Genomic DNA, 19,694 nt, shown 5'->3' with positions numbered 1-19,694 from the left:
TACCCTCCGCAGGGAGGGTATTTTGTATATTTCGTCGCGCCGTGATCAGCTCCGCGTGCCGGAAAATTTCTCCTGCCATTCCTCACGCTGCTCATCGGCAATCTTGGCGAAAAGATTGTCCGGCACGGTGAAGACATGGCCCGGTTTCAGAGCGTCGAGCGTCGCCGCCACATCTTCGGGCCAGTCGAGATCGGGCAGCACCAGAGCGGTCTGGAGCTTCCCGGTCGTGTCCGGGATGAAGGGGCTGGAGAGACGGGCGTAGAGGCCGATCAGGTTGAGGCCGAGACGGACCTGCGCGGCGGCTTTCTCCGGGTCTTCCTTGAACGTGGCCCAAGGCGCGGCAGATTGCAGGTACTCGTTGCCCGCGACCCAGATCGCGCGCAGGGCGTTGGCGCCTTTGCGCACGTCGATCGCATCCATATGGGACTGATATTCCGAGACTTTCTCGGTCAGGTCTTTGATGAGAGCCAGTTCCTGCTCGCCATATTCACCGCCTTCCGGCACCGTCTCGGAGAATTTCGAGCGACAGAATTTGGTGATGCGAGAGACGAAGTTGCCGAGCACGTCCGCGAGGTCTTTGTTCACGGATTGCTGGAAATTTTCCCAGGTGAACTCGGAATCGGAGCTTTCCGGGGCGTGGGACAGGAGCCACCAGCGCCAGTAGTCAGACGGCAGGATCGAGAGCGCCTGATCCATGAACACACCACGCCCGCGCGAGGTGGAGAACTGACCACCATCATAGTTCAGGTAGTTGAACGATTTGATGTAATCGACCATCTTCCACGGCTCGCCGCAGCCGATCATCGTGACCGGGAAGCCGATGGTGTGGAAAGGCACGTTGTCCTTGCCCATGAATTCCACATAGCGCACGTCATCGGCCCCCTTGTCGGTCCGCCACCAGCGCTCCCAAGCCTCATCGCTCAGCCCTTGCTTTTCGGCCCATTCGGCACCGCAGGCGAGGTATTCGATGGGGGCGTCGAACCAGACGTAGAAGACTTTGCCGTCCATGCCTTCCCACGGCGCGCCGTCGAACTGAACGGGCACGCCCCAGCTCAGGTCACGGGTGATGCCGCGGTCTTGCAGGCCATCGCCATCGTTCAGCCATTTCTTGGCGATCGAGGTGGTGAGCACCGGCCAGTCGGTCTTGCTGTCGATCCACTCGTTCAGAGCATCGCGCATTTTGGATTGTTTGAGGTAGAGGTGTTTCGTCACCTTTTCCTCAAGGTCCGTCGCGCCGGAGATCGTCGAATGCGGATTGATCAGATCGGTCGGATCGAGCTGTTTGGTGCAGTTGTCACATTGATCGCCGCGCGCCGAGTCATAGCCACAGTTCGGGCAGGTGCCCTCGATATAGCGGTCGGGCAGAAAGCGTCCGTCAGTGGCGGAATAGATCTGCGTTTCTTCCACGACCTCGATCAGTCCGGCCTCATGTAGGCGCTTGGCGAGATGCTGGGTCAGCTTGTGGTTCTGCGCGGAGGAGGAGCGCCCGAAATGGTCGAAGGACAGGCGGAACCCGGCGGCGATTTCGGCCTGCACGTCATGAAGCTCGGCGCAATATTCCTCGACCGGCTTGCCCGCTTTCTGGGCCGCGATTTCGGCGGGGGTGCCGTGTTCGTCGGTGGCGCAGAGGAACAGAACCTCATCGCCGCGCGCCCGGCGGTAGCGGGCGTAAAGATCGGCGGGGAGCTGTGAGCCCACGAGGTTGCCGAGGTGCTTGATGCCATTGATATAGGGCAGAGCGGAAGTGATGAGCGTGCGTGCCATGTGGGTCGTCCGGTCGTCGATTGGAATAGGTGGTCCCGCCTCTCTATCGCGCTTGCGGGCAAAGAGCCAGAGGGCAGGGCGCGGGAGCCCCAAAAGCAACGAAAAAAGACGCGCAGGACAGCCCGCGCGCCAGTCTCCAACAGGGAGGGGGGATTTATTGCGCCGTGTAGCCGGAATCCACGAGGTGATAGGAGCCGGTGATAAAACTCGCCCGATCCGACAACAGGAAGGCCACCAGCGCGGCGACTTCTTCGGGTTTGCCGAGACGTTTGCTGGCGTGTAGCCCTTCCAGCGCTTCGATCGTTTCAGTGGGCAGGGTGCCCACAACCAAAGGCGTTGAGATGTAGCCTGGCCCGACCGAGTTCACACGGATGTTGTCCGCAGCCATTTCAAGGGCAGCGGATTTCGTCATGCCCACGACGCCATGTTTGGCCGTGACATAGGCCGAGATGTTTGCGCTGGCGACTGAGCCGAGGATCGACGCCATATTGACGATTGCGCCACCGCCGGAGGCTTTCATCGCCTGAGCGCCGTAATGCATGCCGTAGAACACGCCCATAAGGTTGATGTCGATGACCTTTTTCCACTGGATCGGATCCACATCGGTGACCGGAAGGAGCGGCCCTCCAATGCCGGCATTGTTGACCAAAAGATCGAGCTTGCCGGTTTTCTCGACGGCAAAATCGACCATGGCTTTCACAGCGTCAGGATCGGAGACGTCGGCGGTGATGGCGATGGCTTTGCCGCCTTGGCTTTCGATCTTTTCGACTTCGGATCGGGCGGCGTCTGTGTTCAGGTCGGCGACGACGACCGTTGCGCCACCGCTGGCGAGTTCTTCCGCAATGGCTGCTCCGATCCCAGAGGCCGCGCCCGTAACAATGGCGGTTTTACCGTCAAAACGAATGTCCATTCTTCAATCCTCCACAAATAGTCTGATATCTATCAGAACATGAGTTATGATCGCTTGTGGCTTTGAGGAGGCCTAAAACTGCACCCCGCATATGCGTGAATGTGGCTTGTGCGGAAAAACCTGCCGGAGGCGGGTTGTCCTGCCGTGCAGCAAGGCTACTGTGAGCCGCAAAATCGCACTGATGCAAACGCACTGACACAAACGCTCACAGGACTGACCTTATGAAAATGCGCAAAATTGGCCGTAGCGATCTTCTTGTTTCCGAGATTTGTCTCGGCTCTATGACTTGGGGCAGCCAGAACACCGAGGCCGAGGGCCATGCCCAGATCGATCGAGCTCAGGAGGTCGGGGTCAATTTCATCGACACCGCGGAAATGTACCCGGTGAATCCGGTACGCAAAGAGACCGCGGGCGATACCGAAGAGATCATCGGCCAGTATTTCGCGGCACGCGGCGGGCGTGAGAACTGGGTGATCGCGTCGAAAATAGCGGGTCCGGGCAATATCAACGAAGAAGGCATCCTTGCCTCCAACCTCGAAGCGCGCCTCGACGCGAGCCTCAAGCGCCTGAAAACCGATTATATCGACCTCTATCAATTCCACTGGCCGAACCGTGGGTCTTACCATTTCCGCCAGAACTGGAAATTCGATCCGTCGAAACAGCCGTCCAAGACCGAGATCGAAGACAATATGCGTGGCGTGCTTGAGGTCATGGGCGAGCTGCAGAAGAAGGGCAAAGTCCGCGAATTTGGCACGTCCAATGAAAGTGCCTGGGGCATGTCCGAATGGCTGCGACTGGCGAATGAGATGGGCGCGCCGCGGATGCAGTCGATCCAGAACGAATACTCCCTGATGTGCCGTCTCTACGACACCGATCTTGGTGAGCTCGCGGTGCATGAGGACATTTCTCTGTTGGCCTATTCGCCGCTGGCTGCGGGGCTTCTGACCGGGAAATACGAGGGCGGCACGGTTGTGCCGAAAGGCTCGCGCCTTGATCTCAACGGCGACCTTGGCGGGCGTGTGGCCGAACGGACCTGGCCGGCAGAACGCGCCTATGTCGAACTGGCGAAAAAACACGGTCTCGATCCGACCACGATGGCGGTGGCTTGGACCCTGACGCGGCCCTTCGATACGATGCCGATCATCGGGGCAACCTCGGTTGAACAGCTTGAGAAATCTCTAGATGCAGAGCATCTTGCGCTGAATGCGGACCTGCTCAAAGAGATCGAAGCGCTCCACAAGGCACACCCGCTGCCCTACTGAGGACACCCCAATGCGCAAAACAGTCGCGATGGCGCTCACCGTTTTAAGCCTGACGGCCTGTCAGGCGGAGGCGCCCGAAGAAAGTCCGGGCTATGGACTTGCGGGCTATAATCCGAAGGCGACGGAGACCGAGAAATCGGCCTGTGAGGCTCGCGGCGGCGATTATCGCACCGCTGGCCTCATCGGGGGGATGGTCTGTTTCACGACCCCGAAGGACGCGGATAAGTCCTGTTCGAAATCGACGGATTGTTCGAGCAACACCTGCCTCGCGCGCTCGCGTACCTGTACCCCGGTGACGCCGCTGTTTGGCTGTAACGATCTTCTGGACGCCGAAGGGCGGCAGGTGAGCCTGTGCGTGGATTGATCGCGGCGCTTTCTCTGGCTTTGCTTTCCGGCTGCCTTGCGCCGACGGAGACGAGCGGGCTGCGCGATCCGGAGGCGAACATGTCCTCCATCGTCGCGCTGGATGCGTTGAAGTTCTCCGGGCGCTGGTATGAGGTTGCAGCCTTCGTGCCGGAAGGCGCGTCCTGTGTGATCGGGGCGGTGACCTTTACGGTGCAAAAGAACGGCGATCTTACGGTGACGGAAGGCCCCTGTGCCGACGGAGCGCCACGCCGGGGGCTGGCGCGCAAGGTGGGGCCGGGGCGCTATGCCTTTGCGAGCGATGAATTCTGGGTGCTCTGGGTCGATGCAGAATACCACACGGCGGTGATCGGATACCCCTCCGGTCAGGCGCATGTGCTGTCCCGCGATATGATCTTGCCTGCGGACCGGAAGCAGGCTGTCGAGGGTATTCTCGAATGGAACGGTTATGACATCAGCCGTTTGCGCCCAGCGCGGAGGCGCTAAGTTCACTCTGTGCGGAGGTGTTAACTCCATGCGACGTCCAATGAGCGGGTTTGCGCATCTTCACGTTGCGTGATGCAGAGCAGAAGAATTTTTGACTAGGCGGTCCGGAAAATCCCGCCTATAGGCCGTGACATGCATATGGAACGCACATATTTCGAACACGCGAAAAAGATCCTCGCGCTGGGCCTGCCTTTGGCGGGCAGTCAGCTTGCACAGTTTGCGGTGCACATGACCGATGTGATCATGATGGGCTGGTATGGGCTTGATGAGCTGGCCGCGCTCGTGCTGGCCTCGGGATTCTGGTTCATCCTGTTCATCTTGCTGGCGGGTTTTGCCTTTGCCGTCATGCCGTTGGTCGCAACGGCGGCGGGACGGGGCGACAGCACCACGGTGCGCCGGGCCACGCGGATGGCGATCTGGCTCTCGGTTCTGTCTGCGGCGGTGATCTATCCGATCTTCGGTTTCTCCGACGACATTCTTGTCCTGCTCGGACAACAGCCCCACATCGCCGCTCAGGCGCGGCCCTATCTTGCGGTCGCAGGGATCGAGATGTTCCCGGCGCTGATCGTTGCGGTGTTTAGGAGCTATTTCTCCGCCCTTGAGCGCACCCGCGTTGTGTTGTTCGCCGTGATCGGGGCCGTTCTGCTCAACGCCGGGCTGAACTACCTGCTTATCTTCGGCAATTTCGGCGTGCCGGAATTGGGCGTTCTGGGGTCCGCCATCGCCTCGCTGATCGTCAACATCTGTATGCTTATCGTGCTGGCGCTTTATGCCGCCAAGGCGACGCCGGAAAACGATCTCTTTCGCAACCCGTTCAACCCGGATTGGGCGATGTTTGCCACGGTGTTCAAAATGGGCGTGCCGATCGGTTTGACCTCGCTCGCCGAGGTTGGTCTGTTCAATGCCGCCGCGCTCATGATGGGCTGGATCGGCACCGCGACGCTCGCCGCCCACGGCATCGTGCTACAGCTCACGGCCATTGTTTTCATGGCCCAGATCGGCCTGTCGCAGGCGGGGACCATTCGCGCGGGCAACGCCTTGGGGCGCGGTGATGAGGCCGATCTGCGCAAGGGGGCTTTGGTGGTCGTCGTAATGTCGCTGATCATGGCGGGCATCGCTTCGCTGATCTTCGTGCTCGTCCCGGATTTCCTGATCGGGCTGTTCATCGCCCCGAACGAACCCGCCCGCGATCAAGTGCTTGCCATCGGGGGCACTCTGATCCTCATCGCAGCGGCGCAACAGTTCTCCGACGGGGGGCAGGTCGTCGCCCTGTCGCTGCTGCGTGGTCTGCATGACACGGCGGTGCCGATGTGGCTCGCCTCGTTCAGCTATTGGATTTTGGGTCTGCCTGCCGCGTATATCTTTGGCTTCGTGCTGGATTGGGGCGCGACAGGGATCTGGATGGGCTTTGTCTTCGGGCTCACAGCCGCTTGGGTGACGATGAGCATCCGGTTCTGGAAGTTTAAGTCCCGCATCGCAGAGCGCGCGGCTTAATCCTTCTTCATCATCCGGTCGGCTTTTTTGCGCACCAGAACCGTACGCAGGTCGTGCATCGCCAGCAAAAGCGCGTCTGTTACGTTCTCAAGCTGCGCATCGGTGGCGCGGGTCTGCGCCCAATGGGCCGTCTGGTTCAGGTGATCCACGGTGCGGTGAATGTCGTCGATATCCCGCTGGGCGAGCAGAGCGATACGCTCTGCCATCCAGTTTTCGATCACCTGCTGGTCTTCGGCGGTGAGATCACGTCCACCATGGGGTTTGATCTCGCCATTCTTGACGTTGACGACTGCAATCTGCTCCATCTCGATCCGGCGTTGCCGGTTCTCCGTGTCCACACGAAAGACGAAAGCGCCATTGTCGCGGACACGGAAGTAATATTCGGGGAGATCGACGCTCATGTGGGCAGGTCCGTTTCATCCAGCACCCGCCAGAGCGACCCGTCCTCATCGACGAGGGCGAACATGCGCGGGGCGTTGTCGAGTTTGAAAATCCCGGTCAGGCGGGGTGTGGCTTGGCGATCCGTCGGCAGTCCAACCTTGGAAAACTGCGTGTGCAGCGCCTCGATGTCATCCGACCGCAGGCAGGCCGAGAACCAGCTCGCTTTCGAATCCACCTCCGGGTGCGGGAAAAACTCCACCTGCGTGTCGCCAAAGCCCATGATCATCCAGCCTTCATTCCTGAAACGCGTCTCGAAGCCGAGGCGGGTGTAAAACGCCTCGGTCTTGTCGAAGTCGGATGCGGGCAGATTGGCTGTGATCACCTCGGTCATTTGAGCCCTTTGCAGAAGGTCTGAATGCGGGTGCAGGCCTCTTTGAGAGCCTCGTCCGATGTCGCGTAGGACACGCGGAAGTTCGGGGACAGGCCAAAGGCTGCGCCGAAGACGACGGCCACGCCGTTCTCTTCCAGAAGGGCAGAGGCAAAGTCTTCGTCATTCTCGATCTTCGCGCCGCCGGCAGAAGTTTTGCCGAGGCAGCCAGCGATATCCGGGTAGACGTAGAACGCGCCTTCCGGGGTCGGGCAATGGATGCCCTCTGCGGCGTTCAGCATTTCCACCACCAAATTGCGGCGACGCACGAAGGCCGCGTTGTTGGAGGCGATGAAATCTTGCGGGCCGTTCAGAGCTTCGACAGCGGCATATTGCGAGATCGAACAGGGGTTCGAGGTCGATTGCGACTGCACTTTGCGCATCGCAGCGATCAGCTCCACCGGACCTGCCGCATAGCCGATCCGCCAGCCGGTCATCGCATAGGCTTTGGAAACGCCGTTCACCGTCAGGGTACGCTCGTAGAGACCCGGCTCGATCTCGGCGGGGGTGCAGAATTCGAACCCGTCAAAGGCGAGGTGCTCGTACATGTCGTCAGACATCACCCAGACATGCGGATGTTTCATCAGCACGTCGGTCAGTTCTTTCAACTCTTCCTTGGAATAGCCTGCCCCGGTGGGGTTGGACGGCGAGTTGAAGATGAACCATTTCGTTTTCGGCGTGATCGCGGCTTCAAGCTGCTCGGCGGTGATTTTGAAATCATTCTCCAGCTTGCCTTCGATGGCGACGGGTGTGCCGCCTGCGAGCAGAACCATATCCGGGTAGGACACCCAGTAGGGGGCCGGGATGATCACCTCATCGCCCTCGTTCAACGTCGCCACAAGCGCGTTATAGAGCACCTGTTTGCCGCCGCCGGACACGGAGACCTGCGCGGGCGTGTAGTCGAGATTGTTGTCGCGTTTGAACTTGGCGCAGATCGCGTCTTTCAGCTCCGGCAACCCGTCTACGGCGGTGTATTTGGTTTTGCCTTCCTCGATGGCGCGGATGCCCGCCGCCTTGATGTTCTCCGGCGTGTCGAAATCCGGTTCACCGGCCCCGAGACCGATCACATCCTTGCCCGCAGCCTTAAGCTCGCGCGCCTTGTTGGTCACGGCGATGGTCGGCGAAGGTTTTACACGGGAGAGCGTTTCAGAGAGGAAAGGCATGGTCTTGAGTCCATTTGCATAAGGTCGCCGTAGTGATAACGTCAAAAACCGTCCGCCGCCAAGACGTCCCCTTGCGATAATGCGCCATTGCGTGCAAAAAGCCTGCGATCACGGGAGAGCACCATGACTGAGACCATCGACATTCGCCGCAAACGTCTGAAAATCCGGGCCTGGCGCCGAGGCATCAAAGAAATGGACCTTCTGATCGGAGGCTATGCCGACGCGCATCTGGCCACGATGACGGAGGCCGATCTCGATGAATTTGAGCAGCTGATGGACGAACATGATCAGGATCTTCTGGCCTACACGACCGGCCTGAAACCGACGCCGGATCATCTCAAGCCGATGTTGGCCAAACTGATCGCCGACGCGGATCAGTCCACTTGGGCCGTCAAAGGCTAACCCATCTACGTTGTTGCGGGCTCTCATTGGCCAAAGAGGCGACACACCGCGGGCGACGCGGTTGGCCGCTTTCGGGGAAATGTCGCGGTTTAACGATATTTTGGGGAATTGAGGCCAATCTGCACGTCGACAAGCCTATGGCGGAGTGACAGATGAGCATGCATTCGACCTTTGTAAAACCGACCGACCCCCCCTTCATGTCGCAATATCTGGAGGCTCTTTCGCTCGTCGAACGCCTGCATCGTCTTTTGCTTGATGTGATCAAGGATGAGTTCGAGCGGGTCGGTATCCTCGAAATCAATGCGGTGCAGGCGCTTCTCCTGTTCAATGTCGGCGAGAATGAGGTGACGGCGGGCGAACTCAAATCCCGTGGCTATTACCAGGGCTCGAACGTCTCCTACAATCTCAAGAAACTGGTCGAGATGGGTTATATGCACCATCAGCGCTGCGAGATTGATCGTCGTTCGGTGCGGGTGAAACTCACGGACAAGGGCAACCATGTGCGCAAAACCGTGGCGGACCTGTTTGCCCGCCATGCGGAGGGGTTGCAGGGCAGGGGCGTGATCTCCTCGGAAGGGATCGAAGACATCAACATGTCTCTGCGCCGGGTCGAGCGGTACTGGGCGGATCAGATTCGCTATATCTATTGAGGGTGCCGCAGGGGGGGCGTTGCTGATCCGCTCTGCATGAAAAGACGCCTTCCGTGTTTTGGGAAGGCGTCTTGTATCAGGTCGCATGGGAGACGGCGCGAAAAAGCGCCGAGCGATTTACCAATGCCCGGTGTTTTCCATCGAGGCCCAAGGCTCGGCCGGGGCAAGGCGTTCGCCTTTTTGCAGCAATTCGATCGAGATATTGTCGGGCGAGCGCACAAAGGCCATATGCCCATCGCGGGGTGGGCGGTTGATCACCACACCCGCGTCCATCAGTGTTTGGCAGAGCGCGTAGATGTCTTCGACCTCATAGGCCAGATGGCCGAAATGGCGGCTATCTGAGGGCAGGCCTTCGTCGCCATCCCAGTTGTAGGTCAGCTCGACCGGACATTCGGGCTGGCCCTCGGGGGCCATGAAGATCAGCGAAAAGCGACCCGCCTCGCTGTCCATGCGGCGAATTTCCTTCAGGCCGAGAAGTTCGAAAAAGGCCATGGATTTTTCCAAATCCTTGACCCGGACCATAGTGTGCAAATAGCGCATGCGGCGTTCTCCTGTCTGTGTTTGTCTGAACTCTAGCCTTTCGCTCAGTGAATTCCATGTTTTTGCGCTCTTCCGACTTGGCGAACCCCCTTTGCGTTTGTATGACTGGACTCCCAAAACCCACAACATCTTGGGGGACGCGCCGTGCAGCAATACCACGACCAGCTCAAAACTATTCTGGCCCATGGGGTCGACACCACCGACCGCACCGGCACCGGCACGCGATCCTATTTTGGCTTGCAGGCGCGCTATGATCTGGCCGACGGCTTTCCCTTGGTCACGACCAAGAAACTGCACCTGCGCTCCATCATTCATGAGCTTTTGTGGTTCCTCTCAGGCGATACCAACATTCGCTATCTGAAAGAGAACGGCGTCTCGATCTGGGACGAATGGGCGGATGAGAACGGCGATCTCGGGCCGGTTTACGGCGCGCAATGGCGCAAATGGCCGGGGGGCGAGCGCGGCGGCATCGACCAGATCGAAAATCTTCTGGCAGCGATCCGCAAAAGCCCCGATTCCCGCCGCCTCATCGTGTCCGCATGGAACCCGGCGGAAGTGGACAATATGGCGCTGCCGCCGTGCCACACGTTGTGGCAGGTGAAAATCCTCGGCGGCAAGCTGCATCTCCAGCTTTACCAACGCTCCGCCGACATGTTCCTCGGTGTGCCGTTCAACATCGCGTCTTATGCGCTGCTGCTGCAAATGCTGGCGCAGGTGACGGGTTATGAGCCGGGCAGTTTCGTGCATTCCATCGGGGACGCGCATATCTATTCGAACCACATGGAGCAGGTGGAACTGCAACTTTCGCGCACGCCGAAAGCCCTGCCGAAGCTGCGGCTCAACCCGGATGTGAAAGACCTCTTTGCCTTCAAATTCGAGGATATCGAGATTCTTGATTACGATCCCGATCCGGCGATCAAAGCGCCGGTGGCGGTTTGAGGGCAGGCTTATGATTACGCTTATCTCCGCCCGTGACCGCAACGGGGCCATTGGCAAGGACAACACCATCCCATGGGATGCGCCGGAAGACATGCGGTTCTTCATGCGCGAGACCATGGGTGGCGCGGTCATCATGGGCCGGCACACCTGGAATAGTCTGCCGTTCAAGCCTTTGAAAAATCGTCTCAATCTCGTCGTCTCCAGTCAGGGCGTCGATCACGAGCATGTTTTTGCGACGGTGGAAGAGGCCATTGCTTTCGCCCGCGCCGAAGGGCGCGCGCGGATTTACGCGATGGGTGGTTTCGGGATTTACAAAGCCATGTTGCCTCTGGCCGACCGTCTGGTGATCACGGAGGTGGACACAGAGGTCGAAGGCGCCGACACATGGTTCCCTGAGTTCGACCCGAGCGAATGGCGCGAACTGTCCCGCATTGTGCTGCGCGACGAGGAACCGCGCTGCGAAGTTGTGGAGTGGGTGAGGTAAGCGATTTGCTCCGCACGTTTCGCGGGTTCGTCAGGCAGAACTTGCCGCTGACACCGATAAGGGGCTAGGCTTTCGAACGTGTTCGCCACCCTTCTGGGAGACCTGCGTATGAAACTGTCCGTGTTGTCCGCCATCGCCATGCTTGTCGCCGCGCCTGTACTCGCGCAAGGCACACAGCCTTACACCCCCTCTGTCCAGACCTTCGTCTACTCCGGGACGACTGAAAACTATTGCCCGGCGGGATTGCAGCCGATTGTTGAGCTGGATGGAGTCGCCTGCGGTCGCCCGAGCGCCTCTTGATCTGAGCGCCGCCTGAGCAACTGCGCGCATTTCTTGCCGCAGGCTGTCATTTTTGTGTTACATTTTATGCATGAACACATGGAGGACAGGGCTGCTCTCCGCCGCCGTGATCGGCCTCGGGGCTGGTGCCCAAGCGCAAAACCTGATCGGTGAAATCCTGTGCGGAGCGCAGGATGAAATCCACGCGAAGCTCACGCGTCAATTCGGCGTGGTGAAATCGGGCGCGGGGCTGCGCGGGCCGGAAGCTGTCATGGAAATCTGGACCAACCCTGAAAACGGCGACTGGACGCTTGTGCAAAGCTATGCCGAAGGGCGAGCCTGTATTCTTGCCATGGGGGAGTATTGGGAGCCGGTTGCGCCAGCTCCCGTGGCGGAGATCGAAGCCTCAGAAAATGCGGGTTAACTTTCGATTTCGGACAGGATGAAGGCGGCAATTGCACGTCCGAGCGTCTCATGCGCGGCTGCATCGAAATGCACACCGTCGAGATCGGACACGGAAATCACGTCGTTCGCATCGAACACAGCCACGTCGCGCTTTTCGGCCTCTGACCGCATGGCGGCCTGAACAGCCTCGGCCTTTTCCGCCGCGCCGATATAGGTTTCCGCGAGACAGCCCGCTGCATGGGGGCGGGGTGGCAGGATCAGGATCGGCTCAAAGCCGCCGTGACGGGTCTGCATCTCCTCGGACAGCGCGACATCGAGATGAAAGGCGCAGGCTTCGGCGATGTCTTCGGGCGCGGCGTCGAAATGCGTTTTGAGATCATTGGTGCCCAGCATGATGGTCATCGCGTCAATCGGGCCATGGCTTTCCAGAGCGATGAACAGTCCCAGACGCCCGTCCATATGCGGACCCATTTCCGGGTCGGGAAAGGCAAAGGTACGCCCCGGCAGGCCCTCTTCGACAAGATCCCAGCCCAGTGCCTCGGCCATGATGACAGGCCAGCGCCGGGTGAGGCGTGGGAGATCGGTGGGCCGGGTGCGCATCGGCTGAGTGCCATGCGTGTTGCTGTCGCCAAAGGTGAGGATGGTGGGCATTTAGGTCTCCGCATAGGAAAACGGTCCCGCACTTTGTGCGCGGAACCGCTGACGTTTCAGTCTGTCTCGGCTGTTCTGTGGCTCAGAGAGCCTGAAGCTCGGTGGCCGAGGCGCGGCCGTCACGGCCTTCGCGCAGCTCATAGCCGATCTTCATGTTGTCCGCGAGGCCGGTCATCCCGGCGCGCTCAACCGCGGAAATGTGGACAAAAACGTCCTTGCCGCCATCATCGGGGGCAATAAAGCCGTAGCCTTTGGTGGTGTTGAACCATTTTACGGTGCCGGTGGGCATATCCCGTCTCTCCTTTAGTTTCATCCGCCGCAACGTGCGACGGGCCGGTGCAGCCAGGTCTTCCAAGTCTTCCTGCTGCCCCATAGAAAAGGAGCGGTCGTTCGAAAGTCAGCAGTCACGCTTTCGAGTGTGAAGAAAGTGCGTATAAAGGCAAGCGACAAAATCGTAACAGTCGGGGCTAACTGGCGAATTTGCCCGAAAAGCCGCCAAAGCGCCACAAAATGGGCCATTGAGGAGAGCGAAATGACGCAAATTTACGGGATTAAGACCTGTGACACCTGCCGAAAAGCGGTCAAAGCGCTGGATGTCGCGTTAACAGATATCCGTGCAGAGCCGCTTTCGCGGTCTGATTTGGAGCGATTCCATGCCGCGTTCGGAGAGAAATTGCTCAACACCCGCTCAACCACATGGCGCGGTTTGTCAGAGGAAGACCGCGCCCGCGACCCGCTTGATTTGCTCATGGATCACCCGACCTTGATGAAACGTCCGGTCATTGAGCGCGACGGTACGCTCTATCTCGGCTGGGGCAAAGACGTGCAAGAGGCGCTTCTTTAATCCACATAGGCAAAGGCTTATGTAGAACGGCAGGCAGTTAAGGAGAGGCAGATGCGCAACGCAGCGCTTGTACTTGGTATTTTGGGCGGCGTGCTCGCCATGTTCGTCGGCTTTTTCAGCTACGGCTACACCGAAGCGATCGAGAACTGGGGCGAGGTCGAGGGGATGTTCGAGCAGGTCTCAAACGTCGATTTGATTCGCATGACGAGCTTTTTCGCTCCGATCCTCGCGATTGCCGGCGGCGCGATGGCGCGGGTTCGGGCGCTCTGGGGCGGCATTTTGATGCTGGTGGCGGCTGCGTTGATGTACAACGGGTTCGGCTTCAACGTGTTCACCATGTTCCCGCTGGGCTTCTGTGTGCTGGGCGGTCTTCTGGCACTTGCAGCCGGCAAGCCGGATGAGCCGAAAGAACATTTCTGATCGCGCTGAGCGTCGGATTAAGAGCTGAGCGCAGGATAAAGAAAAGGCCCCGAAACCGGGGCCTTTTTTTGTGTCTTCTGACGGTGCCGTTATTTGAGGTCCGGCGGGCAGGCTTCTGCCTTGAGTTCCGCCACAACCTCGTCCAGCGCTTTGACAGCTGTCTGTTTCTGGCCGAGACGGCGCACGGTCACGGTCTTTTCTTCGACCTCACGCGCACCGACGGCGAGGATCACCGGCACTTTGCCAAGGCTGTGTTCGCGGACCTTGTAGTTGATCTTCTCGTTGCGAATATCGGCCTCGGCGCGCACGCCTGCGGCTTTCAACGCATTGACCACTTCAAGCACGTAATCATCGGCCTCGGACACGATGGAGGCCACGACGACCTGACGCGGAGCGAGCCAATAGGGCAGGTGCCCCGCCGAGTTCTCGATCAGGATACCGATGAAACGCTCGAAGGAGCCGAGCACGGCGCGGTGCAACATGATCGGGCGGTGTTTGTTGCCGTCCTGACCGATGTAATTCGCGTCGAGACGTTCCGGCAGGTTCGGGTCCACCTGAAGCGTACCACATTGCCATTCACGGCCGATGGCATCGGTCAGAACGAACTCAAGTTTCGGCCCGTAGAACGCGCCTTCGCCTTCCTGAATTTCGAAATCATAACCGGCGGCCTTACAGGCGTTGCCAAGAGATTCCTCGGCGTGATCCCAGCTTTCTTCCGAGCCGATGCGCTTTTCGGGACGGGTGGAAAGCTTGATCTCCCACTGGTCGAACCCGAGATCGGAGTAGATTTTCGCAAGGAATTCGATGAATTTCTTGGTTTCCGCCTCGATGTCTTTTTCTTCACAGAAGATATGCGCATCGTCTTGGGTAAAGCCGCGCACGCGCATGATCCCGTGCAGCGCGCCCGACGGTTCATAGCGGTTGCACGAGCCGAACTCCGCGATGCGCAGCGGCAGATCGCGGTAGGATTTCAAGCCTTGGTTGAACACCTGAACGTGGCACGGGCAGTTCATCGGCTTGAGCGCGTTGATGGTTTTCTCGCGCGCATGTTCCTCGTCCACTTCGACGATGAACATGTTTTCCTGATAGTTGTCCCAGTGGCCGGAAGCTTCCCAGAGCTTGCGGTTCACAACCTGCGGCGTGTTCACCTCGACATAGCCGTCCAGCTCCTGCTGGCGGCGCATGTAATCTTGCAGCGTGGTGTAGATTTTCCAGCCGTTCGGGTGCCAGAACACCTGACCCGGAGCCTCTTCCTGCATGTGGTAGAGGTCCATTTCCTTGCCCAGCTTGCGGTGATCGCGCTTGGCAGCCTCTTCCATCATGATTTCCCATGCTTTCAAGTCCTTACGGTTCTTGAAGGCCACGCCGTAGATGCGTTGAAGCATCGGACGGGAGCTGTCGCCAAGCCAATAGGCGCCCGCGACATGAGTCAGTTTGAATGCATCCGCCGGAACCTGTCCGGTGTGCTGGAGGTGCGGACCGCGGCAGAGATCCTGCCAGTCGCCATGCCAATACATCCGAAGATCTTCGCCTTCGGGAATGCGGTTCACCAGCTCGACTTTGAACGGCTCATTGCGGGCGTTGTAGTAGTCAATCGCCTCATCGCGGCCCCAGATTTCGGTCTTCACCGGCTCGCGGGCGTTTATGATGTCCTTCATCTTCGCTTCAATCGCGCCGAGGTCTTCGGGGGTGAAGGGCTCTTCGCGGTCGAAGTCATAGAACCAACCGTTGTCGCGCACCGGACCGATGGTCACTTTGACATCGGGCCAAAGCTCCTGCACCGCACGCGCCATGATATGCGCGAGATCGTGACGGATCAGTTCGAGCGCGGGGGCGTCGTCCTGCATGGTGTGAATGGCGATCTTTGCATCCTCAGTGATCGGCCATTGGAGATCCCAGTGCTGATCGTTGACGGACGCGGAGATCGCTTTCTTTGCAAGGCTGTTGGAAATGCTTGCGGCCACATCGGCAGCGGTCACGCCAGCTTCAAACTCGCGCGAATTGCCATCGGGGAATGTGAGAGAAATCGGTGCCATGTTCGGCTCTCCTCGTCGGTTTGGCGCCTACCAAGCGCCCGGTTGCGGGTATATGTGTGTCGCGCTTTTCGCGCGCACATGTGCCTATGTCAATTGCAAACAGGCATTTAACATCCACTTGTTACATAAGTTTTCTTGATTGAAGCCATTCAGGACAGCACTGTTTTTATGTCCGAGACAGGAGATTCACATGCATACTTATGACGAAATTCTTGCCATTGCCGCAGAGCGCAAAGGTGGCGTGGATGAGGTTCTTCGCGAAGTTTATATTCCCAAACTCCCCCATGAAATGGCCGAGACACCAGACAACCTTTGGCTTGAACAAATGGCCCGTTTCATTTTCCAAACCGGCATGTCCTGGAAGGTGGTCGATGGCAAATGGCCCGGCATTTCAGAGGCTTTTCACGGCTTTGACGTCGGCTATGTCGCGGGCCTTTCGGAAGTGGACGTCAAGGCCCTGACCAAAGATGAGCGGATGATCAAATCCGCGCCGAAGATCAAAGCCATTGTCGACAACGCGAAATTTATCGCGGCGGTCAGCGCAGAGAATGGCGGTTTCGGCAACAAAATCGCCTATTGGCCTGCTGAAGAGTATTTCGATCTTCTCGACTGGCTCAAAAAAGAAGGCGCGCGTCTCGGCGGTAATACCGGCGCGATGGCGATGCGCTGGAGTGGGCGCGACGGGTTTGTCCTGTCCGACAGTGTGGTGGCGCGGCTGATCGCCGAGGGCGTGATCGAGAAGGCCCCGACCACGAAAGCCGCGAAAAAGGCCGTGCAGGAGGCCTTCAACACATGGCGTGAACAATCCGGCCAGACGCTCAACACGATCTCGCGCGTTTTGGCGCAGAGCATCGATGCCTGACCTGTGACCCTGTGCCGACTTGGCATTGCCGCGTCCGGCTCTATGCTGGGCGCGACAGTTTAGGGGAGTGAGCCATGACCGATTTTCTCGACACGCCTTCGGGGCGCAAGATTGCCTATCACCGTTTGCCGGGCGTCGGGCCGGGGATCGTCTTTCTAGGTGGCTTCATGTCTGACATGGAAGGCACCAAGGCCATCGCGCTTGAGGCATGGGCGCGGATCGAGGGGCGTCCTTTCCTGCGGTTCGATTATTCAGGCCATGGCGAAAGTTCTGAACGATTTGAGGACGGCTGCATCGGCGATTGGGCCGAGGATGCGCAAACCGCGATCGAGACCCTCACCGAAGGCCCGCAAATCCTCGTCGGCTCCTCCATGGGCGGCTGGATTTCGCTGTTGATGTGCAAACGCATCCCGGAGCGTGTCGCAGCCCTTGTCACCATCGCCGCCGCGCCGGATTTCACCGAGGACGGCTTTTGGGCCGGGTTCGACGCCGATCAGCGCGCTACACTGGAGAGCGAAGGTGTGGTCATGATGCCCTCGGGCTATGACAGCGATTATCCGATCACCAAGCGGCTGATCGAGGACGGGCGCGATCAACTCGTGCTGCGCGATCCTTTGCCCCTGCCGTTCCCCGTGAGGTTCTTGCAGGGCACAGAAGACCAATCCGTCAGCACAGACACCGCGATCCAGCTTTTGGGGCATGTCGAAGGCGAGGATATTCGCCTGACGATGGTCAAGGGCGCGGACCATTCCTTTTCGACGCCGGAATGCCTTCGGACGATTGAGGCGGCGATTGTCGAGGTGACTGCGCGTCTGTGAGGGTGACTTGACCTCTGGGCTGGCGCGCGCCATGTGAAGAGAGACACGTTTTCTCAGGAACCGTATTTCATGACCGAAAGCCTTGTGCTCCTGCCCGGGTTTCTCGCCGACGGGCGCGTCTTTGCCGATCAGATCGGAGACCTCAGTCGCGATCACGCGCTGATGGTCGCGCCGCTCAAGGGCGAGAGCCTGACCGAGATGGCCGATACGGTCTTGGCCGTCGCGCCGCCGAAATTCGCTATCGCCGGGCACGATCTCGGCGCGTCGGTCGCGACGGAGATTTTGCGCCGGGCACCGGGGCGGGTCACGCGCATCGCGCTGATCTCCGGCTCTGCTCAGGCCGAACCGCCCAACGCCGCTGCCGCACGCGAGCCGCGTATGGTCAAGGCGCGCACCGGACGGTTTGGCGAGGTGCTGTTGGAAGAGCTGCCCTCCACGACGCTCTATGACGGGCCGCATCGCAACGCGATCCGCGATCACTGGCTCGATATGGCGATGGAGGCGGGGCTCGACACATATCTCACCCAGTCGCGAATCCTGCAACGCCGCCCGGATCATCAGAACGTCCTGCGCCGCGCCCGTATCCCGGCGCTGGTGATGGGGGGGGCGGCCGATACCGTCAGCCCGCCGCGCCGTCAGGATTTCATCGCTCAGCTCATGCCGCGCGCGGAATTCGTGTTGATCGAGAAAGCCGGACACCTGCCGATGTTGGAAGCGCCGCAAACCGTGTCGCGTGCGCTCAAGACATGGCTTGAGGCCGAGGCGCCCTTCGTCCTGCGCTGATTTCCTTTGCTGCGGAAATACTCAAAAAAACGGCGCCCTGTGGCGCCGTCTTGTTTTATCCTGCTTTCGCTTCCGTGTCCTTGCCAGCGACAACCCGCGGTCCGGAATTGGCGTCAATGAAATCGAGCACCAGAGGCCGGATGTTGTTGCGCCAGCTTTTGCCCGCGAAAATCCCGTAGTGACCCGCGCCGGGTTCAAGGTGATTGGCCTTCTTGCTGTCCGGCAGGCCGGTGCACAGATCGAGCGCGGCGACACATTGGCCGGGGGCGGAGATGTCGTCATTCTCGCCTTCGACGGTCTTCACGGCGACATCGGTGATCTTGCCGATATCGACTTTCTTGCCGGCGACCACGAATTCGTTCTTCGCAATCTCCAGCCCTTTGAAGATGCGCTCAACGGTGGAGAGGTAGAACTCTGCGGTCATGTCCATCACGGCGAGATATTCGTCGTAGAACTTGTTGTGCCGATCATGCTCGCCCGCTTCGCCCTTGGCAACGCGTTGGATCTGGTCGGTGAAGGCCTTGGAGTGGTTGTCCAAGTTCATCGTGATGAAGCTGGTGAGCTGCAACAGACCGGGATAGACCTTGCGGCCCACGCCTTTGTATTTATAGCCGACGCGCTGGATCATGGAGCTTTCAAGCTGGCCCATGGTGACGCGGTTGCCGAAATCGGTGACTTCGGTCGGGGTGGCGTCCGGGTCGATCGGGCCGCCGATCAGCGTCAGGGAGCGCGGCTGCGCCTTCGGGTCTTCCTCGGCGAGATAGGCCGTGGCCGCCAGCGTCAGCGGTGCGGGCTGGCACACGGCGATGACATGGGTGTTCGGCCCGAGATGTTTCATGAAGTCGACGAGGTAGAGCGTGTAATCCTCAATGTCGAACTTGCCCTCGGAGACAGGAATGTCACGGGCGTTGTGCCAGTCAGTGACGTAAAGTTCGCAATCGGGCAGAAGCGACACGACGGTCGAGCGCAGCAGCGTGGCGTAATGTCCTGACATCGGCGCGACGAGCAGAACGCGGCGCTTCATCTCGGCGCGGCCCTGCACTTTGAAGTGGATCAGATCGCCAAAGGGGCGGGCGACTTCGGTCACCACGTCAACAAGGTGATCGCGCCCGTCCTCGCCAACGACCGAGCCAATGCCCCAGTCCGGCTTTGTGACCATGCGCGAGAAGGCGCGTTCCGTCACCTCGCCCCAGGCGCGCAGCCATTGAAAGGCCGGGTTGGGCATCATGGCGACGGCCGGGTAAGAGCCAAGAGCCTGTGCCGAAGCACCGAGCCATTGGTTCGTGTTCCGGATGGTTTCCATCAGATCGTAGGTGGCCATGTAACGCATG

At 59.5% G+C, this 19,694-nt stretch carries 25 protein-coding genes; 15 read left to right on the top strand and 10 right to left on the bottom strand.

Annotated elements, in window-relative coordinates; genetic code table 11:
* Positions 1-45: 45 nt before the first annotated feature.
* Positions 46-1,764, bottom strand: a complete 1,719-nt coding sequence (gene metG, locus ACYBHZ_RS12945) for a methionine--tRNA ligase (protein ID WP_460274704.1) — start codon at positions 1,762-1,764, stop codon at positions 46-48.
* Between the two features lie 154 nt (positions 1,765-1,918).
* Entirely contained in the window at positions 1,919-2,674 is a 756-nt protein-coding gene (locus ACYBHZ_RS12940) for an SDR family NAD(P)-dependent oxidoreductase (protein WP_460274703.1), read from the bottom strand.
* Between the two features lie 221 nt (positions 2,675-2,895).
* Between ACYBHZ_RS12940 and ACYBHZ_RS12935 the strand changes: the two genes are divergently transcribed.
* The 4 genes from ACYBHZ_RS12935 (at position 2,896) to ACYBHZ_RS12920 (ending at position 6,279) form a co-directional block, all read left to right on the top strand.
* Entirely contained in the window at positions 2,896-3,936 is a 1,041-nt protein-coding gene (locus tag ACYBHZ_RS12935; RefSeq protein ID WP_460274702.1) for an aldo/keto reductase, read from the top strand.
* A gap of 10 nt (positions 3,937-3,946) precedes the next feature.
* Entirely contained in the window at positions 3,947-4,300 is a 354-nt protein-coding gene (locus tag ACYBHZ_RS12930) for a hypothetical protein (RefSeq protein WP_460274701.1), read from the top strand.
* Complete coding sequence (locus tag ACYBHZ_RS12925) at positions 4,288-4,785, top strand: lipocalin family protein (protein ID WP_460274700.1); 498 nt, start codon at positions 4,288-4,290, stop codon at positions 4,783-4,785. Before ACYBHZ_RS12930 ends, ACYBHZ_RS12925 begins: the two co-directional genes overlap by 13 nt.
* A 132-nt stretch (positions 4,786-4,917) precedes the next feature.
* Positions 4,918-6,279 (top strand): MATE family efflux transporter, encoded by a 1,362-nt coding sequence (locus ACYBHZ_RS12920; protein ID WP_460274699.1) that lies wholly within the window; start codon positions 4,918-4,920, stop codon positions 6,277-6,279.
* On the opposite strand, the gene ACYBHZ_RS12915 is transcribed toward ACYBHZ_RS12920, so the two are convergent.
* From ACYBHZ_RS12915 to ACYBHZ_RS12905, 3 genes are read right to left on the bottom strand one after another with little or no spacing between them, the layout of a single operon-like run.
* On the bottom strand, positions 6,276-6,680 hold the full coding sequence (locus tag ACYBHZ_RS12915) for a hypothetical protein (RefSeq protein WP_460274698.1): 405 nt from the start codon (positions 6,678-6,680) through the stop codon (positions 6,276-6,278). The genes ACYBHZ_RS12920 and ACYBHZ_RS12915 overlap by 4 nt on opposite strands.
* On the bottom strand, positions 6,677-7,051 hold the full coding sequence (locus tag ACYBHZ_RS12910; RefSeq protein WP_460274697.1) for a VOC family protein: 375 nt from the start codon (positions 7,049-7,051) through the stop codon (positions 6,677-6,679). Before ACYBHZ_RS12910 ends, ACYBHZ_RS12915 begins: the two co-directional genes overlap by 4 nt.
* Positions 7,048-8,250 carry a pyridoxal phosphate-dependent aminotransferase gene (locus ACYBHZ_RS12905; RefSeq protein WP_460274696.1) on the bottom strand — a complete coding sequence of 401 codons (1,203 nt, stop codon included), beginning with the start codon at positions 8,248-8,250 and terminating at the stop codon, positions 7,048-7,050. Before ACYBHZ_RS12905 ends, ACYBHZ_RS12910 begins: the two co-directional genes overlap by 4 nt.
* 123 nt (positions 8,251-8,373) lie before the next feature.
* On the opposite strand from ACYBHZ_RS12905, the gene ACYBHZ_RS12900 reads away from it, so the two are divergent.
* Positions 8,374-8,652 carry a succinate dehydrogenase assembly factor 2 gene (locus ACYBHZ_RS12900; RefSeq protein ID WP_460274695.1) on the top strand — a complete coding sequence of 93 codons (279 nt, stop codon included), beginning with the start codon at positions 8,374-8,376 and terminating at the stop codon, positions 8,650-8,652.
* 152 nt (positions 8,653-8,804) lie between these two features.
* Complete coding sequence (locus tag ACYBHZ_RS12895) at positions 8,805-9,302, top strand: MarR family winged helix-turn-helix transcriptional regulator (RefSeq protein ID WP_460274694.1); 498 nt, start codon at positions 8,805-8,807, stop codon at positions 9,300-9,302.
* A 117-nt stretch (positions 9,303-9,419) separates the two neighbouring features.
* Here ACYBHZ_RS12895 and ACYBHZ_RS12890 read toward each other — a convergent pair whose 3' ends face one another.
* Complete coding sequence (locus ACYBHZ_RS12890) at positions 9,420-9,842, bottom strand: VOC family protein (RefSeq protein WP_460274693.1); 423 nt, start codon at positions 9,840-9,842, stop codon at positions 9,420-9,422.
* Positions 9,843-9,986: 144 nt separating this feature from the next.
* Between ACYBHZ_RS12890 and ACYBHZ_RS12885 the strand changes: the two genes are divergently transcribed.
* The 4 genes from ACYBHZ_RS12885 (at position 9,987) to ACYBHZ_RS12870 (ending at position 11,968) form a co-directional block, all read left to right on the top strand.
* Positions 9,987-10,781, top strand: a complete 795-nt coding sequence (locus tag ACYBHZ_RS12885; RefSeq protein ID WP_460274692.1) for a thymidylate synthase — start codon at positions 9,987-9,989, stop codon at positions 10,779-10,781.
* Positions 10,782-10,791: 10 nt separating this feature from the next.
* Entirely contained in the window at positions 10,792-11,265 is a 474-nt protein-coding gene (locus tag ACYBHZ_RS12880; RefSeq protein WP_460274691.1) for a dihydrofolate reductase, read from the top strand.
* Between the two features lie 108 nt (positions 11,266-11,373).
* Entirely contained in the window at positions 11,374-11,565 is a 192-nt protein-coding gene (locus ACYBHZ_RS12875; RefSeq protein ID WP_460274690.1) for a hypothetical protein, read from the top strand.
* Positions 11,566-11,635: 70 nt separating this feature from the next.
* The gene (locus ACYBHZ_RS12870; RefSeq protein WP_460274689.1) at positions 11,636-11,968 is read left to right on the top strand and encodes a hypothetical protein; all 333 of its coding nucleotides are present in this window, start codon (positions 11,636-11,638) and stop codon (positions 11,966-11,968) included.
* Here ACYBHZ_RS12870 and ACYBHZ_RS12865 read toward each other — a convergent pair.
* Positions 11,965-12,600, bottom strand: coding sequence for a GDSL-type esterase/lipase family protein (locus ACYBHZ_RS12865; protein WP_460274688.1), 636 nt, complete (start codon positions 12,598-12,600; stop codon positions 11,965-11,967). The genes ACYBHZ_RS12870 and ACYBHZ_RS12865 overlap by 4 nt on opposite strands.
* An 82-nt stretch (positions 12,601-12,682) precedes the next feature.
* The gene (locus ACYBHZ_RS12860) at positions 12,683-12,889 is read right to left on the bottom strand and encodes a cold-shock protein (RefSeq protein WP_066704420.1); all 207 of its coding nucleotides are present in this window, start codon (positions 12,887-12,889) and stop codon (positions 12,683-12,685) included.
* A gap of 243 nt (positions 12,890-13,132) precedes the next feature.
* Here ACYBHZ_RS12860 and ACYBHZ_RS12855 point away from each other — a divergent pair, with 243 nt between their 5' ends.
* Positions 13,133-13,444 (top strand): arsenate reductase family protein, encoded by a 312-nt coding sequence (locus ACYBHZ_RS12855; RefSeq protein ID WP_460274687.1) that lies wholly within the window; start codon positions 13,133-13,135, stop codon positions 13,442-13,444.
* A 51-nt stretch (positions 13,445-13,495) separates the two neighbouring features.
* A complete protein-coding gene (locus ACYBHZ_RS12850; RefSeq protein ID WP_460274686.1) occupies positions 13,496-13,864 on the top strand; it encodes a hypothetical protein in 369 nt (122 codons plus the stop codon).
* Between the two features lie 89 nt (positions 13,865-13,953).
* Here the strand turns inward: ACYBHZ_RS12850 and thrS are convergent, their stop codons facing one another.
* On the bottom strand, positions 13,954-15,900 hold the full coding sequence (gene thrS, locus ACYBHZ_RS12845; RefSeq protein ID WP_460274685.1) for a threonine--tRNA ligase: 1,947 nt from the start codon (positions 15,898-15,900) through the stop codon (positions 13,954-13,956).
* A gap of 190 nt (positions 15,901-16,090) precedes the next feature.
* Between thrS and ACYBHZ_RS12840 the strand changes: the two genes are divergently transcribed.
* The 3 genes from ACYBHZ_RS12840 (at position 16,091) to ACYBHZ_RS12830 (ending at position 18,363) form a co-directional block, all read left to right on the top strand.
* A complete protein-coding gene (locus tag ACYBHZ_RS12840) occupies positions 16,091-16,762 on the top strand; it encodes a DNA-3-methyladenine glycosylase I (RefSeq protein WP_460274684.1) in 672 nt (223 codons plus the stop codon).
* A gap of 74 nt (positions 16,763-16,836) precedes the next feature.
* Positions 16,837-17,580, top strand: coding sequence for an alpha/beta hydrolase (locus ACYBHZ_RS12835; RefSeq protein WP_460274683.1), 744 nt, complete (start codon positions 16,837-16,839; stop codon positions 17,578-17,580).
* A gap of 69 nt (positions 17,581-17,649) precedes the next feature.
* Positions 17,650-18,363: an alpha/beta fold hydrolase gene (locus ACYBHZ_RS12830; protein WP_460274682.1), complete on the top strand. Its 714-nt coding sequence runs from the start codon at positions 17,650-17,652 to the stop codon at positions 18,361-18,363.
* Between the two features lie 55 nt (positions 18,364-18,418).
* On the opposite strand, the gene phaZ is transcribed toward ACYBHZ_RS12830, so the two are convergent.
* Positions 18,419-19,693, bottom strand: a complete 1,275-nt coding sequence (phaZ, locus tag ACYBHZ_RS12825; RefSeq protein WP_460274681.1) for a polyhydroxyalkanoate depolymerase — start codon at positions 19,691-19,693, stop codon at positions 18,419-18,421.
* Position 19,694: the final 1 nt, after the last annotated feature.

The sequence above is a fragment of the Celeribacter sp. ULVN23_4 genome (assembly GCF_054788345.1).
Note: the sequence above shows the minus strand (reverse complement) of the source record. Positions and strands in the feature narration are given on the sequence as shown.